The following is a 24,171-nucleotide window of genomic DNA, read 5'->3' as shown; positions in this document are numbered from 1 at the left end:
ACGGATTCGATTCTCGCGGTGTGACTCGGTCGCGACTCACCAGTAGCCGTCGCTACTCGTGTCCCGAGACCCGGACGGGCTCGTAGGGCTCCTCGAGGTAGGCCTGATCGCTCTCGGAGAGGTCGATCTCCAGCGCCTCGACGGCCTGTTCGAGATGCTCGACGCTCGTGGTGCCGAGGATCGGCGCGTCCACGGCGTCCTGATGCAGCAGCCAGGAGAGCGCGATCTGGGCCATCGTCACGCCCTTCTCGGCGGCCAGCTCCGCGACGCGCTCGTTGATCTCGCGGCCGCCGCCCTCGCGGTAGGGGTGTTCGTACATGTGTTCCTCCGTCTCGCCGCGGGTCGTCGCGTCGATCTCCTCGTGCGGGCGCGTGAGATACCCTCGCGCCAGCGGGCTCCAGGGCATGACGCCCACGCCCTCCCGTTCGCAGAGGGGGAGCATCTCGCGCTCCTCCTCGCGATAGGCGAGGTTGTAGTGGTTTTGCATCGTCGCGAAGGAGTCGAGACCGAGCCGGTCGCTGGTGTGCTGGGCGTCCGCGAACTGGTGGGCCCACATCGAGGAGGCGCCAGCGTGGCGGATCTGTCCTCTGCGGACGGCGTCGTCGAGGGCCCGAAGCGTCTCAGAAATCGGCGTGTCGTAATCGTAGCGGTGGATCTGATAGAGGTCGATCGTATCCATCCCCAGCCGCTCCAGGGAGTTCGCGAGCTCCTGCTCGATCGCCTTCCGCGAGAGCCCGCCGGAGTTCGGGTTGTCCTCGTCCATCTGGAAGAAGCCCTTCGTCGCGACGACCTGCTCGTCGCGGTCGTACTCGGCGAGGACGTTCCCCAGAACGCGCTCGGACTCGCCCATCGAGTACATGTTCGCCGTGTCGAAGAAGTTGATCCCGAGATCGATCGCCCGTTCGATGATCTCGCGGGACTCCTCCTCGTCGAGCACCCACTCCCGCCAGTCGCTCGATCCGAAGCTCATGCAACCCAGGCAAATGCGGCTGACCTCCATCCCGGTCGAACCGAGAGTCGTGTACTCCATACCGCACGTTTGGCCGGCCTCGCAAAAACGGTAGGGGCGTGGGCAACGATCGGGAACTGGACGAACCGATCGCCGTTCGTGGTCCGATCGTCGACCCCCGGGGGTAAACCCAGAATTAGGGGTCGACGGAATCGTCGGTGGGAAACCCCTGGAGTTATGGCCTATACGGCCATATATGCGGACAGTTTCAGAAGGACCTCTGTGGGGTTGAAGCGACTGTCACCGTTGCACCGGGAACTACTGCAGTGTTTCAGAAGGACCTCTGTGGGGTTGAAGCCGGGCAAATCACCGGCCGGGCCGCAGTTCAGGCGATGGTTTCAGAAGGACCTCTGTGGGGTTGAAGCCTATTACGTCGAATCCGAGGGATATGACGGGCCAGTGTTTCAGAAGGACCTCTGTGGGGTTGAAGCGCCGTCAACATCACGCTTCTCTCGGAACTCAAGACGGTTTCAGAAGGACCTCTGTGGGGTTGAAGCAGCACGGCGGATTTGCAGGTCGTCGACGGCGAGGTGTTTCAGAAGGACCTCTGTGGGGTTGAAGCAAGAAGTACCCGCGCCGTCGGATCAACGGCCAGATTGTTTCAGAAGGACCTCTGTGGGGTTGAAGCATCGTGTGGTTCCTCATCGACGACGGAATTCCTGAGGTTTCAGAAGGACCTCTGTGGGGTTGAAGCAGAGGGCGCAGCTATCGGCGGCCGGGACATCGTTTCGTTTCAGAAGGACCTCTGTGGGGTTGAAGCCTATTACGTCGAATCCGAGGGATATGACGGGCCAGTGTTTCAGAAGGACCTCTGTGGGGTTGAAGCGCGATCGCCGCGCTGTTCGTCGTCGTCGGGGCCGCGTTTCAGAAGGACCTCTGTGGGGTTGAAGCAGCAGCACATCACCGCCCACCTGCGGGGATACTTGGTTTCAGAAGGACCTCTGTGGGGTTGAAGCAGCAGCACATCACCGCCCACCTGCGGGGATACTTGGTTTCAGAAGGACCTCTGTGGGGTTGAAGCGGACTCATTTCGATTTCGGGGCAGACTCGTGATCGGGTTTCAGAAGGACCTCTGTGGGGTTGAAGCTCCTTCCCTGAGTCCTGCGATCGGTAGTAGATGCCGTTTCAGAAGGACCTCTGTGGGGTTGAAGCCGGATAGAGACCGTGTCGTCGCTGATGTCGCCGGGTTTCAGAAGGACCTCTGTGGGGTTGAAGCGCTGGATACCGCCAGCTGCTCGAGGACCGACCGGACAGTTTCAGAAGGACCTCTGTGGGGTTGAAGCGTCGACGAGCAGCTCTCCGGCCTCGCGTTCGCGTTGTTTCAGAAGGACCTCTGTGGGGTTGAAGCTCGGTGTCGGGTGATAACGAGGTTCACGCAATCAAGTTTCAGAAGGACCTCTGTGGGGTTGAAGCGGGATAAACAATCTGTCCTCTGTCGAGAACTTCTGTTTCAGAAGGACCTCTTTGGGGTTGAAGCATGGCCGGCGCTAGCAACGCGGACCTGCGCCGCTACGTTTCAGAAGGATCACTGGGGTTGTATCTGAATGTGAATCCACACGTCGCCAGGACCTGGTCTCACGATCCGTACTCGCCGACGAATCGACCAGCCCGTGTCGACAGCTGGCGTCCGTCAGGTCCTGGATTTCCTCGACGACCCCGAAACAGCCGGGAGCCGAGGCCGCAAGCGTGACGGCGCTGGCTCCACCGACGTTCCGCCGGCATATGCCCCTGACGTTCTGGGTGGCAGCATCAGCTCTCGAAGCCGAGGCGGCGCCCCTCGAAGGCGGAATAGACATTCTGATTGGTGGTCGCTCCTAACCTGTCGTATGGCCGAGTACCGCCCCGTCACGGAGGCTCACCGGGAGCGATACCACGCGATCATGCAGCAGGCGTTCGATCTGGAGAGCGGTCCGGAGCCGAGCTACGCCGCCGAGGAACCGGACGACGATCCCGACGTGTGGCCGCCGGCGCTCTCCGATCCACGCGGCCTGTTCGTCGACGGCGCCGAGGACGCCGACGCCACCGAGATCGTCTCGACGTGCAAGCTCTACTATCTCGATGCGACCGTCCGCGGCGAGTGGACCGCGATCGGCGGGCTCGGCGGCGTGGCGACGCCACCGGAGCACCGGCGGAACGGCTACTCGCGCGCAACGATCGAGGGCGCACTCGACGAGTATCGCGAGAACGGCGTCGATTTCGTTGCCCTATGGCCCTCGACGGTCCGCTTCTACCGCGCGCTCGGCTGGGGCGTCGCGAACCGGAAGACTCGGGTGCGGGTGCCACCCCAGCAGCTTGCCGAAATTGCGGGGGCTCCCCCGGCCGAGAACGGTCGATTCCGCCAGCTCGACGCCGACGAGTGGGAGCGCCTGCGACGGGTCGAGGTCGAGCGCGCCGAGCGGTTCGGCCTCTCGCTCCGGCGCTCGGAGGGGTGGTGGCGCAAGCGGACGCTCGCGGCGTGGCCGGACGGCCCCGCACCGTACGTCTACGGCTACGAGGTCGGCGACGAGCTTCGGGGCTACGCGCTCCTGGACGCCCGAGCGGGCGACGACGGACGCGAACTTCGCGTGCAGGACCTCGCCGGGATCGATCACGAAATCGAGCGCGCGCTGCTGGGCTTCCTCGCGAACTACGACTCCCAGGTGGATGCGGTGGTCCTCGACGGCCCGCTGGCCGGCGACCTCAGCGAGCTGGTGCCCGACCCCGGAGAGCTCGACGTGACGGAGTCGGTCGGGACGATGATCCGGCTGACGGACGTCGAGCGCGGGCTCGAATCGCTGTCCTGGCCCGCAGCCCTTAAGGAGCGGTTCGTGCTCGACGTGACGGATCCGCTGCTCGATCTCAACGACGACCAGTTCGTGGTCTCGATCGCCGACGGTGAGGCGACTGTCGAGTCCGCCGGCGGCGATCTCGCTGGCGACGCGTCGCTCGGAATCGGGACGCTCTCGCGTCTAGCGATCGGTTCGATCGGCGTTGGGGACGCCGAACGCCTTCGCGACCTTACCGTCCACGACGATGGAATCCGGGCCGAGCTCGAGGCTGCGTTCCGTCCCGAACCGGTCTATCTGCGGGAGTTCTTCTGAGCGGGATGGATTCGCTGGCCACGGAGACCGTTTGGATCCGCCGAGCTCCGGTGCGCAGCGAAGCGCTTTAGCGACGCCGCGGCGAATCCGCCGGCAATGAGCGCACAGGCCGCTACGACCGAGGACCTCGCGGTCGTCATCGGGCTGGAAGTCCACGTCCAGCTCGAGACGGACACCAAGATCTTCTGTGGCTGTTCGACCGAGCCCGCCGAGGAGCCCAACACCCGGACCTGTCCCGTCTGTCTGGGGTTGCCCGGCGCGTTGCCGGTCCTCAACGAGGGCGCCGTCGAGGCAGCGGTGAAGGTCGGCAAGGCCATCGACGCGACGATCCCGGAGACGACGCGGTTCCACCGGAAGAACTACTTCTACCCCGACCTGCCGAAGAATTTCCAGATCACGCAGTACGACGAGCCGATCTGCCAGGACGGGGAATTGGAGATCAGCCACGAGGGGGAACACCGCGTCGTCGGCATCGAACGCGCGCATCTCGAGGAGGACCCCGGATCGTTGCGCCACGTCGGCGGCTCGATCGACACCGCGGAGTACACCCTCGTCGACTACAACCGGGCCGGCACGCCGCTGCTCGAGATCGTCACGGAGCCGGACTTCCGGGCGCCCGTGGAGGTCCGATCCTTCCTCGCGAAGCTGACGGAGGTCCTCGAGTATCTCGCCGTGTTCGACGCAGAGCGCGACGGTTCCCTGCGGGTCGACGCCAACATCTCGATCGTCGACGCCGCGGACGTCGACGACGAGACTGGCGAGATTCCAGTCTCCGTCCTCGAGGACGCCAACCGCACGGAAGTCAAGAACATCTCCTCACACAAGGCCGCCGAGCAGGCGCTGGCCTACGAGGTCACCCGCCAGAAGAACGCGATTTCGCGCGGCCGCGAGGTCGCACAGGAGACCCGCCACTGGGACGAGGCCAAGGGTGTCACCGTCTCGATGCGGTCGAAGGAGGCAGAGAAGGACTACCGCTACTTCGAGGAGGCCGACCTGCCGCCCCTGGAGGTCGCCGACTGGAAGGACACAATCGAGATCCCGGAGCTTCCCGACGCTCGCCGCGAGCGGTTCCGCGAGGAGTACGGGCTCGGCCGCGAGGCAGCAGACAAACTCACCTCGACGAAACAGGTCGCGGACTTCTTCGAGCGCGTCGCCGCCGATTTCGCGCCCGACCTCGCCGCGACGTGGGTCGCCGACGAACTGCTCGGCGAGCTCAACTACCGCGACATGGAGATCACGGACGTCGAGGACCGCCTCGACGAGTTCCACCGGCTCGTCGAACTCGTCGCGACTGAGGAGATCACGGCCAAGAACGCTCGCGAGGTCGTCCTGCGGACGATGCTCGACGGGAGCGACGACCTCGGGGAGCGTCCTGCCCCCGACGACGTCGTCGAGGCCGAGGGCCTCGGGAAGACTGACGAGGGCGAAATCGAGGCGGCCGTGACGGCAGCGATCGAGGAGAACCCCGACGCAGTCGACGATTTCCACGACGGCGACGACGGCGCGATCAACTTCCTCGTCGGACAGGTCATGCAGGCCACCGGTGGCAGTGCGGATCCCGGGACCGTCAACGAGCTGCTGCGAGCGGAGCTCGAGTCCTAGGCTAGTCCTCCGAGTCGCCGCACTGGCGCGTTCCATTGTTCAACGGTGCGTCGCGCGAGAAGTCGGCAACGCTTTTTCGAGCCGCACTCAACCTACCGGTACGAATGCTCTGGATCGCGGTCCTCGTCGGGCTCCTCGCGGCGGCGCTGTCGCTGTCGCTCGTCGCGTTCGGTCCGCGGTTTGGCTACACGCTTCGGGAGCCAAGCGGCGACGAGGCCGATCGCCTCCACCGCCTTCGCGAGGCCGCAGACGCCACCGGCTACGATCTCGCGATCCGCACGACGACGAGCGATGGGACAGTCGACTGTGACTGCATCGGGCTCCCGGGTCGACGCACGATCGTCGTCACCGACGCCGCGCTCGACTCCTTGGCAGACGAGTCGCTCCGGGCGCTGCTCGCGGTCGAGGCGGCACGCGGTCGCTCCTGGATCCAGATCGTGCAGTCGATCTCGACGGGGGTCGCCGTCGGGGTCATCGCCGCCGCGTACGTCACGCCGATCGAGTTCCTGCCCGCGATGGTCGGCGGCTGGGCGATCGTCCTCGGTGCGATCGTTCTCGTTCGCCGGCAGTATTACGCCGCCGACGCGGCCGCCGGCGCTCTCGTCGGGCAGGGGACGCTCCGCGACGCCGTCGAGCAGGCCGCCCGGCTCCGCGGCGAATCGCTGGAGCCGGGCCGGCTCTGGCGGGCGCTGTTCGACGTCGAACCCACGGTCGGCAGTCGACTCGAGCGACTCGGGAGCGAGTCGTAGACTGACTGCGCGTGGAGATTTTCGATCGTGCTCACCAGGCTGCGTCGAGAACGGCTTCGAGCGTCGCTGCAGTCGGCTCGTACCCAGCGGGCCCGTTGTCGAGGAACCGATGCTCCGCGACCGCGGCCGCGATCGCAGCCAGATCGTCGCGAGCGAGTCCATCGACGTCGCGGAGCTGCGTCGTCACGCCCAGCGCGTCCCGCGTTTCGGCGACGGCCTCGACGATCGCGGTCTCGGGATCGGCGGCGTCGGCCACTCCGAACGCGTCGGCGAGTAGCCCGGTCCGAACGTCGGCCGCTGCGAGTAGCTCGGCGAGCGCGTGGGGCGCGCAGATCGCGTGCGCGACGCCCTGCTGCACGTCGCCGACAGCGGAGACCTCCTGCCCGAACGCGTGGATCACGGACATCGTGGTGCAGTCGGCTCGAGAGATCCCATACTGGGCGAGCAGCAGGCCTTCGACGGCGGCTGGCACCCCGTCGCGACCTGATTCCTCCCCTTTCGCTCCATCGCCGAACGCGAGCAGCCCCTCGCGGAACCGCCGAACGCTCCGCGCTGCCGTGGCGTCGGTGATGGCCGTCGCGTGCCGGGAGTAGAGCGTCTCCAGCGCTTTGTCGAACCCGTTCATCGCGGAGCCGGCGAGGATCGGTCTGGGCGTCGTCGCGACGAGAGTGGGATCGTAAATCGCCTGGGTGGGCGCGAGCGCCGGATCGCCGAGCCCGCCGCTGACGACGTCCTCGACGACGCCCCCGTCGTGTCCGCTGCCGGTGCCTCCCTCTGACGCGGCCGAGAGCCCGGCACCCTGCGTGAAGTCCGCGCCGGCGAGCGTGGTGGGCACGGTGACGATCGGGAGCGGCTCCGCCGGCACGGCGAGCGTCCCGGTGTCGGCGAACTCCGCTCCGAGCGCCGCGTCGCTGGCGTCCGCTGGCTCACTCCGGCGCCGTCCGACGATCGTGGCGATCGCTTTCGCGGTGTCGATCGAGCTGCCGCTGCCAACGGCGACGAGGACGTCGGCGTCACAGTCGGTGGCTGCGTTCGCGCCATCGATCGCGGTCGCGAGCCGCTTCTCTGGCGTCGTCTCGGCGAAGAGTCCTGCGAGCCGGTCGCCGAGCCCCTGCCGGATCGGGTCCATCACCGCGGCGGTGTCACCGACCGTACTGCCGGTCACGACGAGTGCGCGCTCGAGGTCCAGGGTCGCGAGGTCGTCGCCCAGCGAGGCGACCGCGCCGTCGCCGTAGCGGATCGCTCCCGGCTGGTAGGCGAATCGGAACGGGCCGGAGCCGTCGGCGAGCGCGTGTCCAGTCACGTCCATCTGTTGTGGCGAATAGACCAAAAGCGCTCGCTACACTGCGATCTTGCTGCATCCGCTAGCAGAGTCTATCGTCCGTCTTCTTCCCCGTCGTCCACGCCGCCGTCCGCGAGCGTCGCATCCGCGAGGGCGTCGCTCTCCTGCGATTCGTCCGCACTCTCCGCTTCTCCGCGCCACTCTCCGCTGTCGCCAGATTTCCCTGCGATCGCGTCGACGGCACCCGGCAACGAATCGAGATCGGTCGTCGGTGCGCGCCCGAGCCACGGTGGCGCCTCGTCGCCCGACGAGTTCTCGGAGTCGGCATCGGCGTCGGGACCGGCCGCACCGACGGTGGCGTCGGTGAGTCGAACCACCGGCGCATCGGTCGCGTCGATCACATCCAGCCACGGATCGCCATCCCCGCCGATCCGCTCGGCGGCGAGGAGGACCACGTCCGCGTCTGCAGCGAGCTCGGTGGCTCGCTCCCGGGTCGCCGCGTCGATCCCACCGAATCGCACGGTGGTAACGGTCGTCCCGTCGAACGCCTCGGCCGTCGACACCGCGCGGTCGCCCTCGGGGACCGGCCCGAGCGAGCAGTCGGCACCGGCCTCGCCGAGCCGGCCGATCGCGGCAGCGGCGGGCTCGCCACCGCCGACGACGTGGACCCGGTGGTCGATCTCGGGATCGTCCAGCGCCCGGACGGTCACGCCGCCGTCGATCGGCGAGGGTTCGACGGCGATCCGGGCGTCGAAGGCCGCCGCGAGCACGTCGCGTTTGAGGACGGCCTCGGGGGCGCCGTTCGCGACGATCTCGCCCCCCGCGAGCACGAGAATCCGGTCACAGAACCGCGCGGCCAGCTCGAGGTCGTGGATCGCGGCGAGCGCTGCGGCGCCGTCGGTTTCGACGAGCTCCCTGGCGAGCGTCATCGTCTCGACGGCGTGGTGGAGGTCGAGGTTCGCGGTGGGTTCATCGAGCAAGAGCACCGGCGCGTCCTGGGCGATCGCTCGCGCGAGGAGGATGCGCTGGCGCTCGCCGCCGCTGACGTCCTCGATCGACCGGTCGGCGAAGCGGGCGGTTCGTGTCCGCTCCATCGCGGCGTCGACGAGATCGCGGTCCTCGGCGGAGGGTGCCTGGAACCGGGATCTGTGGGGGTGGCGACCCATCTCGACGAGCTGCCGGACGGAGAAGGAAAAGGAGAGCGTCGTTGTCTGTGGAACGACGGCGATCCGGCGGCTGCTCGCCGCCGAGGAGAGCGCCTGGACGTCCTCGAGCCGCCGCTCCTCGTCGTCGCTGGCGACGCGGACGGTGCCGGACTCCGGGGTGAGGGCGCCGCTGATCGTCCGGAGTAGCGTCGTCTTGCCCGCACCGTTCGGCCCGACGAGCCCGACGAGTTCGCCGGGTTCGACGGTCGCGTCGACGCCGTCGAGGACGGACTCCTCGCCGAAGGAGGCCTCGATGCCCTCGACGTCGATCGCCGGTGAGAGACTGGAATTCGATGGGGTATCGACGGCCTCGTGATCGTCCTCGCCGGATTCTGGTGCCGTCACAGTCCGTGCACCTCCCGCTCGCGAAGCAGGTAGAGGAAAAAGGGTCCACCCGCGACTGCGGTAACGATTCCGACGGGGATGGCCTCCGGCGTCGTGCGAGAGATCGCGTCGGCTGCGACGAGGAAGGCCCCACCGGCAAGCGCACTGGTGGGGAGGAGGACCCGATGGTCCGGCCCGACGAGGAGCCGGAGGACGTGGGGCACGATCAGCCCGACGAAACCGATGACGCCAGCGACGGCGACGCCAGCGGCGGTGACGACGGTCGCGAGCCCCAGCAGTATTCGTTTGGTGCGCTCGACTTCGACGCCGAGGTGGTGGGCGTCCTCCTCCCCGAGCACGAGGACGTTGAGGTCGGCAGCGAACGCCCAGAGTGCGAGCGTGCCCAGGAGGACGATCGGGAGCGTGTATCGCAGATCAGGCCACTGCGCGGCGTGGAGGTTCCCCATCAGCCAGAAGACGACTTTTTCCATGCTGTCGCCGCTGGTGATGAGAAGGTAGGAGGTCGCGGCGCCGAGCAATGCCTGGACCGCGACGCCGGCCAGGAGCAGGGTTGCGACGGGCGTTCGACCGTTCTGCGTCGCGATCCAGTAGACGCCGAAGGCGGTGAGCAGCCCCATGAGGAAGGCCATCGGTTCGAGGAGCCACGCAGCGAACACCGGGAGGGTGATCACGGCGACCGCACCGACGGCCGCGCCGGTCGAGACGCCGATGATCGAAGGGTCAGCGAGGGGGTTCCGGAACAGCCCCTGCATCACGGTCCCGGCGGCGGCGAGTCCACAGCCAACCGTCGCGGCGAGCAGCACTCGCGGCAGCCGGATGTCGACGACGATCGTCTCGTCGGTGCTCGCGACGGCGAGCGAGAACGGCTCGTAGAAGCCCACGGTCGGCGTCGGCATCGGAAGCGTTGCGTCGACGAACGGAACGCCGATCGCGGAGGTCGTGACGCCGAAGGAGGTCGGAATCGCGATCTGGTTGACGAGCGCCGCCGCGACGTCGGCCGGCGGCACGTCGACGCTGCCGATCCCGGCGCTGGCGACGATCGTCGCGAGAAGCACGACGAAGAGCCCAGTGGAGTACGTCGCCGCGCGCCGGTGGGCGTGCATGGGTCGTTCATCCGAGTTGTATTTGCTAAAGTCTGGTGGTTCACGCCGTTGGCGGCAGGTAGCGACCCGCTCGGACCGGTCTGTGACCGTTGATCGCCCCGAAATCGGCGGTAAAGTTGGGTTGAAGTAGATACACTTTTGTTGCTCCCGGGGTCTCACTCTGACGATGACGCGAACGACACGCGTGGCCATCGCCGCGCTCGTCGTGCTCGCCGCGCTCGTGGGGGGCGTGGGGCACGTCGGCGCGACAGCTGACTCGCAGGTCGCTGCGACCGCGGACGGCGGTGCACTCACCGCCGCACCGACGGCCACTGCCACGGCTGCACAGGAGGACTGTTCGTTCCCGGTGACGCTCACCGACGCGTCGGGAACCGAAGTGACGCTCGAGGAGGAGCCGGAGGATATCGTCACCCTCGGCGCCAGTAGCGCCCAGACCGTCTGGGAGATTGGCGAGCAGGAGCACGTCGTCGGAATGCCGGTCGACTCCAGCACCGCGTATCTCAACGGCTCGTCGAACCGGACCCACGTGCTCGACGGCATCAACGTCGACATCGAGACCGTGGTCGATCTCGATCCCGATCTCGTGATTGCGCCCAACATCATCGCGTCGGATGACGTCGAGGCCCTTCGCGACGCCGGCCTCACCGTCTACCGCGAGAACGACGCCAGCTCGATCGCCGACATCCGGGAGCGAACCGAGACCACCGGCCGATTGCTCGGCGCCTGCGGCGCTGCCGACGACACGATCGAGTGGATGAACGAGACGGTCTCGAACGTTGAAGAGACGGTCGCCGACGCCGACAGCCCGAGCGTGTTCTACTGGCTCGGTGGCGGGTTCACGGCGACGCCCGGGAGTTTCCAGGACGAGGGAATCACGACCGCCGGCGCGACCAACGCCGCGGCGAACATCGATCTCGGCTCGCCGCCAAAAGCCGAGGGCGAGGAGATCGTCGCCGAGGATCCCGACTACTTCCTGGTGACCGAGGGCAGTTCGCTCCCCGAGGATCACCCGGTCCAGCAGACCACCGCTGCACAGGAGGGCAACGTGATCACCGTCGACTCCAACTACTGGAACCAGCCCGCACCGCGGTTCGTGCTGGCAATCGAGGAGGTCTCCCAACAGCTGCACGCCGATGCCTGGGCGGCTGCCGAGGAGAACGGGAGTAGCGCCGACGAGGGCGAAAACGACGATGGCGCCTCCGATCCCGACGGATCGAGCGGCGACGGCGAACCGAACGCCTCCGACGACGACAGCGATGGGTCGCCCGGCTTCGGCGCTCCGGCCGCAGTGATCGCACTGCTCGGTGCGGTGCTCGCACTCCGCCGCCGACCGTAACGGACGCCACTTCTCGCCTTCCCGCGTCTGCCTGGGAGTACCGAAACACTCGAATTTTCTCCAGGAACTCGCTTCCGGGAACGCCGTTTTCCATCCCGACGTCGATCGAACCACGCTCTACGCAGAGAGCGACGACGCAGGAACCGTCCGTCGAGGGTGAAGACGATGCCATCTGGTGTAGAAGGCGCGTTCGCGACCGTGGGCGAGGTCCCGACGACCGAGGAGGTGCGGGGTCGCTACCTCCCGCTGACGTGGGTCGGCGACTGAGTGGCCATCACGAGACGACGCCCAGACGCGTGCGATTCAGTCGTCGACACCCGACTCGCCAGCGGGTTCGACCGGTGCAGCGCCGCCGTCGTCCTGTTCGATCACGCCCTCCGTCCACGTTCCGCGGAGGAACCAGGCGAGTCCGAGCGCGAAGGAGGCGATGCCACCGATGGCGTACGCCCACCACAGCCCGACGACGCCCCAGTCGAAGGCGGCGATCTCGAGCCCCAGAAGCGGGATCGTGAGCGTCCAGCCGAACGCGAACAACACCGCCAGCGGGATCCGGAACAGCCACCGCGAGCACAGCGACAGGGCCATCGCGATTCTGGTTGCACCGGCGCCGCGGAAGGCGCCCTGGAGCACCATCAGCCCGCCGAAGAAGCCCCAGGAGATGGTGACGATCCGCAGGAAGTCGACGCCCTCGTCGATCACGGCCGGGTCGTCGAGGAAGAGTCCCATCGCGGTCGCGGGCACGAGCCACGCGAGGCCGGCGGCGCCGAACAGCAGCGCCATCGTCGCGCCGGTCGCGCGGTAGGCCACGGACGCCGCGCGATCGGGTGAGTTGGCACCGAGATTCTGCCCGACGCCGGTCGCGGTCGCCTGCCCCACCGCGCCGGAGACGGTCCAGGTTACGGACATGTAGCGGATGCCGATGCCGTAGGCGGCCGTCGCCGCCTCGCCGAACCTGGCGACGAGGCCGGCCATCGCCACCGCGGCGAAGGAGCGCGCCCAGCCGTCGAGCGTCGAGGGGTAGCCGACGTCGATCAGCTTCGCCAGGAGGGCGCGGTCGGGCCGGAGGTCGCCGGGATGGAGCTGGATCCCCCAGTCGCCACGCAGGAGGATCCAGACGCCGACCGCGGCGGCGAATCCGCGGGCCGCGAACGTCGCCCACGCCGCGCCGCGGATGCCCCACGCCGGGAACGGGCCGATTCCGAGGATGAGGAAGGGATCGACGATCGCGTTGCCGATCGCGGAGATCGCGACGAGCCACATCGCGGTTTTCGTGTCGCCGGCGCCCTGGAGGGCGGCGCGAAAGGCGATGAACAGGAACGTGAGCGGCAGCGAGAGGAAGATCACCTCGATGTAGCGGAGCGCCTCGACGCGGACTGCGCCCCGGGCGCCGATCAGCCCCATGAGTTCGTGGCGGCCGAGGTAGCCAGCGATCGCGATCGCAGACGCGACTCCGATCGCGAGCAGCATCGTCTGGCCGACGACGGCGTCTGCCTGCCGGTCGTTCCCCGCGCCGACGTGCTGGGAGACGAGCGCTATCGTCGCCGCGGAGAGCCCCATCGCCGTCGAGACGAACAGCCAGGAGAGCGGGAACATCAGGGAGACGGCCGCGACGGACTCCGAACTGACCCGACCGACCCAGAACATGTCGGCGAGGTTGTAGAGCGTCTGGAGCAGATTGCCGACGACCAGCGGCCACGCGAGGTAGAAGAGTCTCGGCGTGATCGCACCGGTGGTCATGTCGACCCGGCTGTCCGCGGACACTGTGCTGCCGTCCACCTGCCACGCTCGTCAGACTTGCGACACCGAGAAGCGGATCGACGTGAGGTCAACCCCACTTTAAATAGTCTCGATGATCAGAAATAAAGTATGGCGAACGGCAGCAGTAGTACCGGTGGAGTCCGAATCGCAGAGCTGGCGTTGGCCCTGTTCATTCTAGGATACGTGGCTTTGGCGTGGATAGTCGAGCATCGTGGCGTTCCGGACGTGGAGATCGTGTGGACCCTCCTGTTGTGGGCGGCCGTCTTCGTCGCACCCCTGGGACTCGGTCTGACGATGGTGCTCGGGACCGACCTCCGAGAACGCGACTGGGGCTCGGTGTTCTTTGCTGGCATCGGAGCCCTCACGCTCCTGATCGCGAGCGGCTGTACCGTGATTTACCTCTTCAATACCGTCGTCTCCACGCACAGGGGCGGGCTGGTCCTGTTCCCGTACGTCTCGTTCGGCGTCGGCCTCGTTGCCGCTGTCCTCGTCGTCGCCAGACAGGCAGTCTGGCAGCTCCCGACGCCCTGATCGTCTTCCGGGAACGGTGATCGACGCCCGCTCGTCACGTCCATCCGATGTGGTCTGACGCCGATCGGTGCGTTCGGTGTCGAAGGGATGCACCATTGGGGGACACCGCCACGGTCGTCGCGCCCCCGCGTGTGGTCGCTCGCACACCCACGTTCGCCCCCGCCCACGCCCGCAGCGCGCACCCACGCACACCCGCTCCTTCTTGCGGTTCCGGAAGGTTTAGGATCCCGATAACCGTACTGGACAGCAACCGAATGGACCTCATCGTCACCGAGAAGGAGAACGCGGCCCGCCGCATCGCCGAAATTCTCAGCGACGGCGGCGCCGACGTGGACCGCCGCGGGGACGTGAACGTCTACCGCTGGGGCGATCGCGCCTGCGTCGGCCTCTCCGGGCACGTCGTCGGGGTCGACTTCCCCCCGGAGTACTCCGACTGGCGGGACGTCGAGCCCGTGGAGCTGATCGACGCACCGATCGAGAAGCGCGCGACCCAGGAGGGGATCGTGAACACCCTCAAATCGCTCGCCGAGGGGGCCGATCGGGTCACGATCGCGACCGACTACGACCGCGAGGGCGAGCTGATCGGCAAGGAAGCCTACGAGCTCGTCCGCGACGTGGACGACGAGGTGCCGATCGACCGCGTCCGGTTCTCTTCGATCACGCAGACCGAGGTTCGCTCCGCCTTCGCCGATCCCGACGACATCGACTTCGAGCTCGCGGCCGCTGGCGAGGCTCGCCAGGTCATCGACCTCGTCTGGGGCGCTGCACTCACGCGATTCCTCTCCCTCTCTTCGCGCCAGCTCGGCGACGACTTCATCTCCGTCGGGCGGGTGCAGACGCCGACGCTGAAGCTTCTCGTCGACCGGGAGCGGGAGATTCAGGCGTTCGATCCCGAGAACTACTGGGAGCTGTTCGCCGACCTGGAGAAGACCGAGGACGACGACACCTCCGCGACGTTCGAGTCACAGTACTTCTATCTCGACGAGGACGACACCGAGGCCGAGCGCGTCTGGGACGAGTCCGCTGCGGAGGCCGTCGAGCAGGTGCTGGCCGCCGATTCTGCTGCCGCTACGGTCGAGGACGTCAACCGGCGAACCCGGACCGACGACCCACCGGCGCCCTTCAACACGACTGCGTTCATCCGCGCGGCGGGCGCCCTGAACTACGGCGCACAGCGCGGGATGTCGATCGCGGAGGACCTCTACACCGCTGGCTACATCACCTACCCCCGGACCGACAACACGGTCTACCCCGACGACCTCGACCCCGAGGAGCTCGTTTCTGCCTACGAGGGGCACCCGACGCTGGGGGAGGCCGCCGAAGCCCTTCTCGAGGAAGGACTCAACGATCCCACCGAGGGCGACGACGAGACGACTGACCACCCGCCGATCCACCCGACGGGCGAGTGGCCCGACGGCGGCGAACTCTCCGACGACGAGTGGGAGATCTTCGAGCTCGTCGTCCGGCGCTTTTTCGCGACCGTCGCCGACCCCGCGCGCTGGGAGCACCTCCGCGTCACCGCGGCCGTACCAGCCGACGACGCAGTCCCCACTCCCGCCGAGGTTCTGCCCGACGGCGGGACGGAAGTGACCGTCAAGGCCAACGGCAAGCGCCTGCTCGAGGCCGGCTACCACGACGTCTACCCATACTTTTCCACCAGCGAGAACTACGTTCCCGACGTCACCGAGGGCAAGGTCCTCCCGATCGACGACTCCCGGCTGGAGGCCAAGCAGACCCAGCCGCCCCGCCGGTACGGCCAGTCCCGGCTCATCGAGACGATGGAAGACATGGGAATCGGGACGAAGTCGACTCGACACAACACCATCGAGAAGCTCTACGATCGGGGCTACATCGAGGGCGACCCGCCGCGGCCCACGCAGCTCGCGATGGCCGTCGTCGAGGCTACCGAGGAGTACGCCGACACCGTCGTCAGCGAGGAGATGACAGCGGAGCTGGAGGCGGACATGACCGCGATCGCAGAGGGCGAGATCGACCTCGACGAGGTAACCGACGAGTCCCGCGAGATGCTCGAAGTCGTCTTCGAGGCGCTCGTCGAGTCTCGCGAGGAGATCGGCGAGCATCTGCGGGACTCGCTCAAGGCCGACAAGGCGCTGGGTGAGTGTCCCGACTGCGGCGAGGACCTGCTGCTCCGCGAATCCCGCTACGGCGGCTCCTTCGTCGGCTGCGATGGCTACCCCGACTGTGAGTACACGCTGCCGCTGCCCGACACCGGCGATCCGCTCCTGCTCGAGGAGCGCTGTGAGGAGCACGGACTCCTGCACGTGAAGATGCTCGCCGGCCGGAGCACGTTCGTCCACGGCTGCCCGCTCTGCCGGAAGGAGGAGGCCGGACAGGGTGCGATTCTCGGCGAGTGTCCGGAGTGTGGCACCGCGGAGGGGGGCGAACTCGCCATCAAGACGCTCGAGAACGGCTCGCGGCTCGTAGGCTGTACGCGCTACCCCGACTGTGACTACTCGCTGCCGCTGCCGCGCAACGGTGAGATCGAGGTCACCGACGAGACCTGCGAGCAGCACGGGCTCCCCGAACTCCTGGTCAAGGACGACGACGAGGACGACGAGCCCTGGGAGCTTGGCTGTCCGATCTGTAACTTCCGGGAGTACCAGGCGCGCGAGTCCGACTCCGGGTCGGACCTCGAGGCGCTCGAGGGCGTCGGTGCGGCCACCGCGGAGAAGCTGATGGACGCGGGCGTCGAGAGCATCGACGACCTCGTCGACGCCGACGCCGATCGCGTCGCCGCCGACGTCGACGGCGTGAGCGCGGATAGATTGCGGGAGTGGAAAGCGAAGGCCTGAGTCACCGAATACGGCCCGCCCGAGTGCCGTCGCGGTGGCGTTGGCCGATGGCTCGGCACTACTGCGACACCGAACTCTGACTCGCTCGGAGATGTCCTCTCGCCGGGGCCCCAACGTTGATTGCGATCCGGCCACCTTCGTCCGAACCAGTGGTTCCCGAACTCACCGGGATCGCCATCGTCGCTGCCTGCGTGGCAGCCGGTGTCGGTTCACTCTATCTCCTCGAGTACCTCTACGGCCAGCGCGACAGGCCCGGTGCGAGCTACTTCATGGGGAACATCGCGTCGGTCGCAGCGTGCTGTTTCGCGTACGGTGCTGCCCTGCTGGTCACCGAGTCGGCGCTGCGGATCGCACTGGAGGTGATCACGATCGCCAGCGTCTGCTTCATGGGGCCGTTCTTCCTGGCGTTCGGGCTCGACTACACCGGGCGGGGCGACCTGCTCCGCGGTCCCGTGGCGTGGAGCCTGGCCGTCGTTCCGCTGGCGACCGCCGGACTCGCCGCGACGAACTCTATCCACGAACTCGTCTGGACCGACGCCCAGTTTGGAACCCGGTTCGGTCTCTCGACGCTCACGTACTCCTTCCAGCCCTGGGGGCAGTTCGCGCTGCTCTTCTCCGTGGGGACCGCCGCGGTCGGATCGTTGCTCCTGATCGGCGCGATCGTGAGCTACGGCCCGCTCTACCGCCGCGAAGCGACCGCCGTCACCCTGAGCACCGTGCCGCCGAGCCTCGGCGTCCTCCTGTGGCTGTTCGGGGCCGGCCCTGTCCCGGTACTCCACCTCACGGCGCCGCTGATGGTCGTCCACGTGGCACTGGACGCGTACGCGTTCGTCGGGACGCACATGTTCGATTCCAACCCTGCCACGCAGCGGATGGCCGAGCAAAGTGGGCTCGATTCGCTCTCAGACCCCGTGCTCGTCCTCGATACTGAGGGACAGATCGTCCGGACCAACGACCGAGCGGAGCAGGTCTTCGACGCCCTGCGTTCCGCGGCGCTCCCGATCCCGATCGTGACGGCGCTCGGCGTCGATCTGCCGACGCTGCGCGACAGCGGGGAGATCAGCGTCGGGGCCGGTATCGGGCGAACGTTCGGCGTGTCCCACTCGACGCTGACCGGCCCCGGCGACGACGTCGTCGGGGAGATGGTCGTCCTCTACGACGTCAGCAGGGAGCGACAGCGCGAGCAACAGCTCGCGGTGCTCAACCGGATCCTCCGACACAATCTTCGGAACGAGACGACGGTCATCAGCGGCCACGCGGAGATGCTCCGGGAGACACTCGCCGGTACCGAGCAGAGCGACCAGGCGGCGACGATCGCCAAAGCCAGCGGCCGACTCACCACGATCGCGGAGAAGGTTCACACCTTCGAGACGGTCCAAGAGCGGGACCTCACTCCCGAGCGCCTCTCCGTCACCGACCTGCTGGCTGAGGTCGAAGCGGAGTGTGTAGCGGCCACCACCGGCGCGGCCGTCGACTGGTCCGTCCCGAGCGATGAACTCCGCGTCAGGACCGATTCGGTGTTAGTGTCGCTCCTGGTATCGAATCTCGTCGAAAACGCCGTCGTCCACTCCGAGGCCGCAGAGCCGACCGTCACGGTCACCGCAACGGCACCGCCGGCCGACAGCGGTGGCGTCACGTTCGAGGTCAGCGACAGTAACGATCGGATTCCACCGGTCGAGATCGAGTCGCTCCGGTCGGGCGACGAAACGCCCCTCCAGCACGGTCAGGGGGTCGGTCTCTGGATCGTCTACTGGTGTGTCACCAAGCTGCAGGGCGAAATCGAGTTCGAGTACGACGACGGCAATCACGTATCGGTCACCGTTCCAGACCTCGGCGAGTGAGCGGCTGGGCCGGTCCGTCCGTCGGAACGACCGCCGATCCACCCTTTCGGAGCCTTTTTGCACTCCGCTGAACCACGCTGGCGTAATGACTGCGCCGTGGACGGAGTGGGATCACATTCTGAAGATCGATCCCGACAAGGAGCTCGTCGATGGCGAGACGTTCGCCGACGTCTGCCAGACCGGAACGGACGCCCTCGAGATCGGCGGAACGCTCGACATCACCAGCGAGAAGATGAGTCGGGTGATCGAGGCCTGCGCCGAGTACGACGTGCCGCTCTACCAGGAGCCGAGCAACCCCGCGGTCGTCGTCGACGACGAGGCAGTCGACGGCTTCCTCGTGCCGGTCGTCTTCAACGCCGGCGACATGGCCTGGATGACCGGGTTTCACAAGGAGTGGGTCAAATCCGACCACGTCGACTGGGGCCGGACGACGACGGAGGGCTACATCATCCTCAACCCCGATTCGAGCGTCGGCCAGCTCACCGAGGCCGACTGTGCCCTCGACGCCGACGACGTCGCTGCCTACGCTGAAATCGCCGAGCAGATGTTCGGCCAGGAGATCGTCTATCTCGAATACTCCGGCATGCTCGGCGATCCCGAGAAAGTCCAGGCGGCCGCCGACGCGATCGACGACGCGGCGCTGTTCTACGGCGGCGGCATCCACGACTACGACTCCGCGCACACCATGGCCAGCGAGGCCGACGTGGTCGTCGTCGGCGATCTGGTCCACGACGTCGGTGTGGACGCGGTGCGGGAGACGGTGCAGGCCGCGAGGGACGCCTAGGAGCTGTCCGCTTTCGGAGTTCGGATTCGCGCGACGACCGGGGACCCCACTCGTCGGTGGGTCTGACCCTGTTTTCCGCCGGTATGCCTCCCAGTTGGGGTCCGAATCGATCGCGTAAGGCATTTTGCCCAGGCCGTAATTATATCTCATTACACGATGTCCGACAGCACGACCGCAGTCCCCGAGGTCGACGTCGACTACGAGGACGGCGCCGGCGAGGACCCCGAGGACTACCCGAACCTCCAGGCGAAGATCGAGAAAGCAATCGACGTGACCCGAGAGGGGCTCGAACAGTACGACAATCCTGCCGTGATGTGGACCGGCGGCAAGGACTCCACGCTCACGCTCTACTTCATCAAGGAGGTCGCCGAGAAGTACGACCTCGAGGTGCCCACGGCGGTCTTCATCGACCACTACCAGCATTTCGACGACATCCACGACTTCGTCGACCACTGGGCCGCGGAGTGGGATCTCGACGTCGTCTACGCTCAGAACGAGGACGTCGGCGAGTACGTCGAGGCGAACGACCTCGAACCCGGCGACGACATCCCGATCGACGCGCTGTCGGACCACAACCAGCACCACGTTCGGAACATCCTCGAGTACGAAGAAGAGGAGTTCCCGTTCCTGCTGGACACCTACGTCGGCAACCACCTGCTGAAGACGGTCGCGCTCAACGACGCCCTCGAATCGGAGAACATCGACGGCGTCATCTCCGGCGTTCGCTGGGACGAGCAGGAGGCCCGCGCCGACGAGACGTTCTTCAGCGCGCGCCACGACCCCGACATCTACCCCCCGCACGACCGCATCCAGCCGATCCTGCAGTTCGACGAGCGCGCAGTGTGGGACGCCTTCTGGCACTACGTCGTTCCGGACACCGTCCCCGCCTTCCCCGACGAGGGTCACGTCCCCCAGGACGCCGATGACCTTCCCGAGGGCGTCGAGTGGGAGGACGTCCCGATCTCGCCGAAGTACGTCAAAGGCTTCCGCTCCCTTGGCAGCGAGGTCTCCACGGAGAAGACGACGGAGGACCCCGCGTGGCTCCAGGACCTCGAGGACACCACCGAGCGCGCCGGCCGCGCCCAGGACAAAGAGGACCTGATGGAGCGGCTCCGAGATCTCGGCTACATGTGAACCTTTTTGCTGGGTGGGTTTCCTCGCGCGCCAGAGGCGCGCTGCGGGAACCCGCCCAGCAAAAACGTTCATGAAAAAGCCCTCCGGCTCGGGGCTTTGCCCCTCGCCGGAGTGAAACCGCGGCCGGAGGCCGCGGTACTAGCATCTACCACACAGCTCCGAATCGCTCCAGAACCGCACTCTTGTACTCTCCTCTCGACCCGTCTCAGCACCACGTAGCAGCGCAACCGCCCTCCAATTTCGATTCTCGATCCGACCCTCCCTTCCGTCTGGATCCCACAGTGCAGCGCATGAGCGATTCCGAGGACCTGAACGTCCACGACGAGCCGCTGACGCCCTGTAGCCTCGATCCGGAGACGGGCTACGAGCGCGACGGCTACTGCCGCGAGGTGCTCGCGGACGCCGGCCGCCACGAGATCTGCGCGGTGATGACCGAGGAGTTCCTCGACTACACCGCCGCCCAGGGCAACGACCTCCGCTCCGCCCAGCCGGCGCTGAACTTCCCCGGCCTCGATCCCGGCGACCGCTGGTGCGTCTGCGTCCCGCGGTGGCTCGAAGCAGAGGAGGCCGACTGCGCGCCACCGATCGTGCCCGAAGCGACCGCGAAAGCCGTCCTGACCCACGTCTCTCGCGACACGATCGAGGCGTACGCCCACGAGGAGGGGTAGCGACGCTCACTGCGGGAGGAATGCGGTTGCGGTCGGTCCCGGTCACTCCTCCAGTCCGTCGATCAGGCGCTCCAGCGTCGCGACGTGCTCCTCGAACAGCGCCGTCCCGTCCTCGGTCAGCCGGTACGTCGTCCGTGGTCTGCGGTCGACGAACTCCTTCTCGACGACCAGCGCGCCGGCGTCTTCCATCGTCTGGGCGTGACTCGAGAGGTTCCCCTCCGTCACGTCGAGTTCCTCCTGCAGCTCCGGGAACGTCGCAGTGCCGTGGCGATAGAGGTAGGCGAAGATCCGCAGTCGCGTTGGCTGGTGGACCAGTTCGTCCAGCTCCATCGTGCTAGTCCTCCCTGGTCACGAGGTAGGCAATCAGCGAGTGGAGCGCGAAGAGCGCGCCGAAGACGGCCCAGCCGCCAAGCTGCAGCGTGCGAACGTGGGGGATGAACCCGGCGAGCAGCAGCATCCACGCACCTCCGGCGTAGAAGGGGAGCCGGTCGCGCAGTTCGATCCGTTCGGTACCGAGAACGATCCCCACGACGAGGAAGGTGAGTCCGAGAAAGACCAGTACGTGGCTGAAGAAGTGGGCGCCCCGTTCGGCGCCCGTCGTCGCATTCCCGACGACGTCGCCGACCGACGCCCAGAGCGTGATCAGTGCGACGACCATGACGGTGAACAGCTGGCGCCAGTCGACGCCGGGTGCCGTGACACCGGAGGTCCGCGAGACGAGGCGCCACTGCGCACCGATCACGACCGCGACGAGCGCGAACCAGATCCCGACGTAGCCAGCGCTGGGCAGCTCGAGGGCGAACGCGACGTTCTTGAGGATCGCCGCCAGCCCGATTGCGGCACCGTAGAGCAGCCACATCCGCGCCTGTCCGGGGTAGCGCTGCTCCAGCCCCATCGCCGATTTGATCGCGTCGAGGTCCGCCCGGAGCGCGTCGGGATCGACCGCGTCCTCGGAGTCGTCGGCCGGGTCCTTGCTCATTGCTCTGACCCAACGGGCCCAGCCGTCCCGTCGGTGGACTCCGGTGACCTCGTGGTGGTGGCCTCTCGCGATTGCTGGGATTCCTCACCGGCGAGGTAGGCGTAGTAGTTGAACAGATCGGTAAACGACGGCGGGTCGATCTCCACGAGCGCGTCGTCGGGAAGCTCGGCTTCGATCGCCTCGGCGTCGGTTTCCTGCTCCAGAAACCCCCGGACCTCGTCACCGCGACCGAACGCCCGGTTGCCGACGAACTGCTCGTCGTCGGGGACGGCGCCGCGAACCCGCAGCACGGGCGGCAGCTCGTCGAGCAGCCCCTCGGGTGGTCCGTCGGCGTAGACGCGCCCGTTCCGCAGGAACACCAGCCGATCCGCGATCTGGGCGTCCAGCGGGGTGTGACTCGTGAGGAGCACCGACGCGCCCTCCTCGTCGCGTCGGCGGAGGAGCTCGTCGTGGAGCACCCGGAGCATCGAGAGGTCGAGGGCTGCCGCAGGCTCGTCGAGCAAGAATAGTGGAACGTCGGCGCTCAGCGCGCTGGCGAGTTCGACCTTCCGTGCCATCCCGCCGGAGTAGGCTCCGACGGTGCGATCCATGTCCTCGGTCAGCTCGAACCGCTCGGCGAGCGTCTGCCACTCGTCGGTGCCGGCAGGGTGGAGCTGCTCGAAGAACCTGCAGTTCTCCGCACCGGTGAGCTCCGGATCGGCTGTATCGCCCTGTATCGCGACGCTGAACAGCCCGCGAGCTACTCGTGGGGCGTACCGATCGAAGAACTCGATCTCGCCGCCGTCGGCCCTCAGCGCGCCCGCACAGCAGGAGAGGAACACGGACTTGCCGGCGCCGTTTGGACCCATGAGGACGACGATCTCGCCGGATTCGATCTGGAGATCCACGCCCTCGAGGACGCGCTGGTCACCGATCGTCAACTCGACAGCGCTGGCCTCGAGCACGCTCCCTGCGGAGCGGTCCTGTGCCTTCCGAGCCCTCTCTGCGGTGTCGCTCACAGGGGGTCACCTCCGTAGGCGACGCGACGAACGAGCAGGATCGAGACGGCGAGCCCGACGACGACGTAGGCACCGGTCAGCCCGACGAACTCGATGCCCGAGGGTAGCTCCGGCGGGAGCACGCCCGTGTCGGTGAAGTCGCCGTCGAACAGCGCGTAGAGCTGCTGGCGGGTCGCCAGCGAGTTCGGTAGCACGTTGACGAACCACGGATCGTCGGCGATCATGCCCGGCTGCGTGCCGTTGAACCCCGTCGTGTAGTAGGCGATCAGCGCGAGGACGATTCCGATCGTCGTCATGTACTCTGGTTTCGAGACGACGGCACCGAGCACGAGTGACAGCGCGACCGCGACGACGCAGAAAGACAGGAGCGTCAGCGGCACGAGGCCGATCGCAGCGAGACGCGGCTCGAAACGGGCGCCGGTGGCGAACGCGACCGCGAGGACGACGGCGTGTGAGAACACGGCGAGGACGAGCGCCGCGACGAATCGCCCCGCCAGATCCGCACTCGGTGCGATCGGCAGCGAGCGGAACTTCCGGTAGCGCCCGCCGTCGAGGTCGCCCGCGAACGCGCCGGCGAACACCGCGACGACGACCGTGAACGAGCCGAAGAACGCGTAGCTCACGGCCACCGATCCGAGGGCGAACGCGCCGGCGTCCCCTGGCAGGAACACCGAAACGGTCAGCACGTACCACGCCAGCGGCCAGCCGACAGCGAGGAAGATGATCATCGGACTCCGCACGAGCACGCGGAGGTGGCGCTCCGCGAACGCCCAGGCCTGGCGCTGCCAGGGGACGCGATCGGGAACGGGCGGCTCGGCCGAATCGGGCGCGGCGGTCTCTGTGGACATCGTCGTGGCTGCCTGGAGGAGCCACTCGAACAAAAACATTTGCAGTGCAAAGTTATTAGTTGATTTTCCAATCATTGTCTACAGACGAATTGACGCTGTTTCGCTA

Annotated in this window: 19 protein-coding genes and 1 CRISPR repeat array; of the genes, 10 read left to right on the top strand and 9 right to left on the bottom strand. The window is 67.1% G+C overall.

The window, feature by feature from the left end; genetic code table 11:
- Positions 1 to 52 precede the first annotated feature (52 nt).
- A complete protein-coding gene (locus MXF70_RS02505) occupies positions 53 to 1,030 on the bottom strand; it encodes an aldo/keto reductase (protein ID WP_248517098.1) in 978 nt (325 codons plus the stop codon).
- A 184-nt stretch (positions 1,031 to 1,214) separates the two neighbouring features.
- Positions 1,215 to 2,486: a CRISPR direct-repeat array (repeat unit 30 nt; unit sequence GTTTCAGAAGGACCTCTGTGGGGTTGAAGC).
- A 349-nt stretch (positions 2,487 to 2,835) separates the two neighbouring features.
- On the opposite strand from MXF70_RS02505, the gene MXF70_RS02500 reads away from it, so the two are divergent.
- The 3 genes from MXF70_RS02500 to MXF70_RS02490 all read left to right on the top strand — a co-directional run bounded on the left by MXF70_RS02500 (position 2,836) and on the right by MXF70_RS02490 (position 6,440).
- Positions 2,836 to 4,089 (top strand): GNAT family N-acetyltransferase, encoded by a 1,254-nt coding sequence (locus MXF70_RS02500; protein WP_248517096.1) that lies wholly within the window; start codon positions 2,836 to 2,838, stop codon positions 4,087 to 4,089.
- Positions 4,090 to 4,185: 96 nt separating this feature from the next.
- Entirely contained in the window at positions 4,186 to 5,691 is a 1,506-nt protein-coding gene (gatB, locus tag MXF70_RS02495) for an Asp-tRNA(Asn)/Glu-tRNA(Gln) amidotransferase subunit GatB (RefSeq protein ID WP_248517094.1), read from the top strand.
- Between the two features lie 104 nt (positions 5,692 to 5,795).
- Positions 5,796 to 6,440: a M48 family metalloprotease gene (locus tag MXF70_RS02490; RefSeq protein WP_248517092.1), complete on the top strand. Its 645-nt coding sequence runs from the start codon at positions 5,796 to 5,798 to the stop codon at positions 6,438 to 6,440.
- A 31-nt stretch (positions 6,441 to 6,471) separates the two neighbouring features.
- Here MXF70_RS02490 and MXF70_RS02485 read toward each other — a convergent pair whose 3' ends face one another.
- The 3 genes from MXF70_RS02485 to btuC form a co-directional block, all read right to left on the bottom strand.
- The gene (locus MXF70_RS02485; protein WP_375140826.1) at positions 6,472 to 7,749 is read right to left on the bottom strand and encodes an iron-containing alcohol dehydrogenase family protein; all 1,278 of its coding nucleotides are present in this window, start codon (positions 7,747 to 7,749) and stop codon (positions 6,472 to 6,474) included.
- 65 nt (positions 7,750 to 7,814) lie between these two features.
- Entirely contained in the window at positions 7,815 to 9,272 is a 1,458-nt protein-coding gene (locus tag MXF70_RS02480) for an ATP-binding cassette domain-containing protein (RefSeq protein WP_248517089.1), read from the bottom strand.
- The gene (gene btuC, locus MXF70_RS02475) at positions 9,269 to 10,375 is read right to left on the bottom strand and encodes a vitamin B12 ABC transporter permease BtuC (RefSeq protein ID WP_248517087.1); all 1,107 of its coding nucleotides are present in this window, start codon (positions 10,373 to 10,375) and stop codon (positions 9,269 to 9,271) included. Before btuC ends, MXF70_RS02480 begins: the two co-directional genes overlap by 4 nt.
- 166 nt (positions 10,376 to 10,541) lie before the next feature.
- Here btuC and MXF70_RS02470 point away from each other — a divergent pair, with 166 nt between their 5' ends.
- Positions 10,542 to 11,711: a PGF-CTERM-anchored ABC transporter substrate-binding protein gene (locus MXF70_RS02470; RefSeq protein WP_248517085.1), complete on the top strand. Its 1,170-nt coding sequence runs from the start codon at positions 10,542 to 10,544 to the stop codon at positions 11,709 to 11,711.
- Positions 11,712 to 12,014: 303 nt separating this feature from the next.
- Here the strand turns inward: MXF70_RS02470 and MXF70_RS02465 are convergent, their stop codons facing one another.
- On the bottom strand, positions 12,015 to 13,448 hold the full coding sequence (locus MXF70_RS02465; protein WP_248518351.1) for an MATE family efflux transporter: 1,434 nt from the start codon (positions 13,446 to 13,448) through the stop codon (positions 12,015 to 12,017).
- A gap of 129 nt (positions 13,449 to 13,577) precedes the next feature.
- Between MXF70_RS02465 and MXF70_RS02460 the strand changes: the two genes are divergently transcribed.
- The 6 genes from MXF70_RS02460 (at position 13,578) to MXF70_RS02435 (ending at position 21,240) form a co-directional block, all read left to right on the top strand.
- On the top strand, positions 13,578 to 14,000 hold the full coding sequence (locus tag MXF70_RS02460) for a hypothetical protein (protein ID WP_248517083.1): 423 nt from the start codon (positions 13,578 to 13,580) through the stop codon (positions 13,998 to 14,000).
- A gap of 254 nt (positions 14,001 to 14,254) precedes the next feature.
- The gene (locus tag MXF70_RS02455) at positions 14,255 to 16,813 is read left to right on the top strand and encodes a DNA topoisomerase I (protein ID WP_248517081.1); all 2,559 of its coding nucleotides are present in this window, start codon (positions 14,255 to 14,257) and stop codon (positions 16,811 to 16,813) included.
- Positions 16,814 to 16,962: 149 nt separating this feature from the next.
- Entirely contained in the window at positions 16,963 to 18,654 is a 1,692-nt protein-coding gene (locus MXF70_RS02450; RefSeq protein ID WP_248517080.1) for a sensor histidine kinase, read from the top strand.
- An 85-nt stretch (positions 18,655 to 18,739) separates the two neighbouring features.
- A complete protein-coding gene (locus tag MXF70_RS02445) occupies positions 18,740 to 19,438 on the top strand; it encodes a phosphoglycerol geranylgeranyltransferase (protein ID WP_248517078.1) in 699 nt (232 codons plus the stop codon).
- Positions 19,439 to 19,594: 156 nt separating this feature from the next.
- Complete coding sequence (locus MXF70_RS02440) at positions 19,595 to 20,572, top strand: phosphoadenosine phosphosulfate reductase family protein (protein WP_248517077.1); 978 nt, start codon at positions 19,595 to 19,597, stop codon at positions 20,570 to 20,572.
- A 290-nt stretch (positions 20,573 to 20,862) separates the two neighbouring features.
- Entirely contained in the window at positions 20,863 to 21,240 is a 378-nt protein-coding gene (locus tag MXF70_RS02435; RefSeq protein ID WP_248517076.1) for a DUF2237 family protein, read from the top strand.
- A gap of 42 nt (positions 21,241 to 21,282) precedes the next feature.
- Here MXF70_RS02435 and MXF70_RS02430 read toward each other — a convergent pair whose 3' ends face one another.
- The 4 genes from MXF70_RS02430 to MXF70_RS02415 are packed head-to-tail and all read right to left on the bottom strand — an operon-like array spanning position 21,283 to position 24,065.
- On the bottom strand, positions 21,283 to 21,570 hold the full coding sequence (locus MXF70_RS02430) for a winged helix-turn-helix domain-containing protein (RefSeq protein WP_248517074.1): 288 nt from the start codon (positions 21,568 to 21,570) through the stop codon (positions 21,283 to 21,285).
- Between the two features lie 4 nt (positions 21,571 to 21,574).
- Positions 21,575 to 22,219: a hypothetical protein gene (locus MXF70_RS02425; RefSeq protein ID WP_248517072.1), complete on the bottom strand. Its 645-nt coding sequence runs from the start codon at positions 22,217 to 22,219 to the stop codon at positions 21,575 to 21,577.
- Positions 22,216 to 23,217, bottom strand: a complete 1,002-nt coding sequence (locus MXF70_RS02420; RefSeq protein ID WP_248517070.1) for an ABC transporter ATP-binding protein — start codon at positions 23,215 to 23,217, stop codon at positions 22,216 to 22,218. The genes MXF70_RS02425 and MXF70_RS02420 overlap by 4 nt, the downstream gene beginning before the upstream one ends.
- Entirely contained in the window at positions 23,214 to 24,065 is an 852-nt protein-coding gene (locus MXF70_RS02415; RefSeq protein WP_248517069.1) for an ABC transporter permease, read from the bottom strand. Before MXF70_RS02415 ends, MXF70_RS02420 begins: the two co-directional genes overlap by 4 nt.
- Between the last annotated feature and the right edge of the window lie 106 nt (positions 24,066 to 24,171).

It is taken from the genome of Salinarchaeum laminariae (assembly GCF_023204835.1).
GTDB lineage: Archaea > Halobacteriota > Halobacteria > Halobacteriales > Salinarchaeaceae > Salinarchaeum > Salinarchaeum laminariae.
Note: the sequence above shows the minus strand (reverse complement) of the source record. Positions and strands in the feature narration are given on the sequence as shown.

What these genes read in the sequence shown, in the direction of transcription:
- MXF70_RS02505 (WP_248517098.1), bottom strand. Translation starts at nt 1,030, where the DNA reads ATGGAGTACACGACTCTCGGTTCGACCGGGATGGAGGTCAGCCGCATT.
- MXF70_RS02500 (WP_248517096.1), top strand. Translation starts at nt 2,836, where the DNA reads ATGGCCGAGTACCGCCCCGTCACGGAGGCTCACCGGGAGCGATACCAC.
- gatB (WP_248517094.1), top strand. Translation starts at nt 4,186, where the DNA reads ATGAGCGCACAGGCCGCTACGACCGAGGACCTCGCGGTCGTCATCGGG.
- MXF70_RS02490 (WP_248517092.1), top strand. Translation starts at nt 5,796, where the DNA reads ATGCTCTGGATCGCGGTCCTCGTCGGGCTCCTCGCGGCGGCGCTGTCG.
- MXF70_RS02485 (WP_375140826.1), bottom strand. Translation starts at nt 7,749, where the DNA reads ATGGACGTGACTGGACACGCGCTCGCCGACGGCTCCGGCCCGTTCCGA.
- btuC (WP_248517087.1), bottom strand. Translation starts at nt 10,375, where the DNA reads ATGCACGCCCACCGGCGCGCGGCGACGTACTCCACTGGGCTCTTCGTC.
- MXF70_RS02470 (WP_248517085.1), top strand. Translation starts at nt 10,542, where the DNA reads ATGACGCGAACGACACGCGTGGCCATCGCCGCGCTCGTCGTGCTCGCC.
- MXF70_RS02465 (WP_248518351.1), bottom strand. Translation starts at nt 13,448, where the DNA reads ATGACCACCGGTGCGATCACGCCGAGACTCTTCTACCTCGCGTGGCCG.
- MXF70_RS02460 (WP_248517083.1), top strand. Translation starts at nt 13,578, where the DNA reads ATGGCGAACGGCAGCAGTAGTACCGGTGGAGTCCGAATCGCAGAGCTG.
- MXF70_RS02455 (WP_248517081.1), top strand. Translation starts at nt 14,255, where the DNA reads ATGGACCTCATCGTCACCGAGAAGGAGAACGCGGCCCGCCGCATCGCC.
- MXF70_RS02445 (WP_248517078.1), top strand. Translation starts at nt 18,740, where the DNA reads ATGACTGCGCCGTGGACGGAGTGGGATCACATTCTGAAGATCGATCCC.
- MXF70_RS02440 (WP_248517077.1), top strand. Translation starts at nt 19,595, where the DNA reads ATGTCCGACAGCACGACCGCAGTCCCCGAGGTCGACGTCGACTACGAG.
- MXF70_RS02435 (WP_248517076.1), top strand. Translation starts at nt 20,863, where the DNA reads ATGAGCGATTCCGAGGACCTGAACGTCCACGACGAGCCGCTGACGCCC.
- MXF70_RS02430 (WP_248517074.1), bottom strand. Translation starts at nt 21,570, where the DNA reads ATGGAGCTGGACGAACTGGTCCACCAGCCAACGCGACTGCGGATCTTC.
- MXF70_RS02425 (WP_248517072.1), bottom strand. Translation starts at nt 22,219, where the DNA reads ATGAGCAAGGACCCGGCCGACGACTCCGAGGACGCGGTCGATCCCGAC.
- MXF70_RS02415 (WP_248517069.1), bottom strand. Translation starts at nt 24,065, where the DNA reads ATGTCCACAGAGACCGCCGCGCCCGATTCGGCCGAGCCGCCCGTTCCC.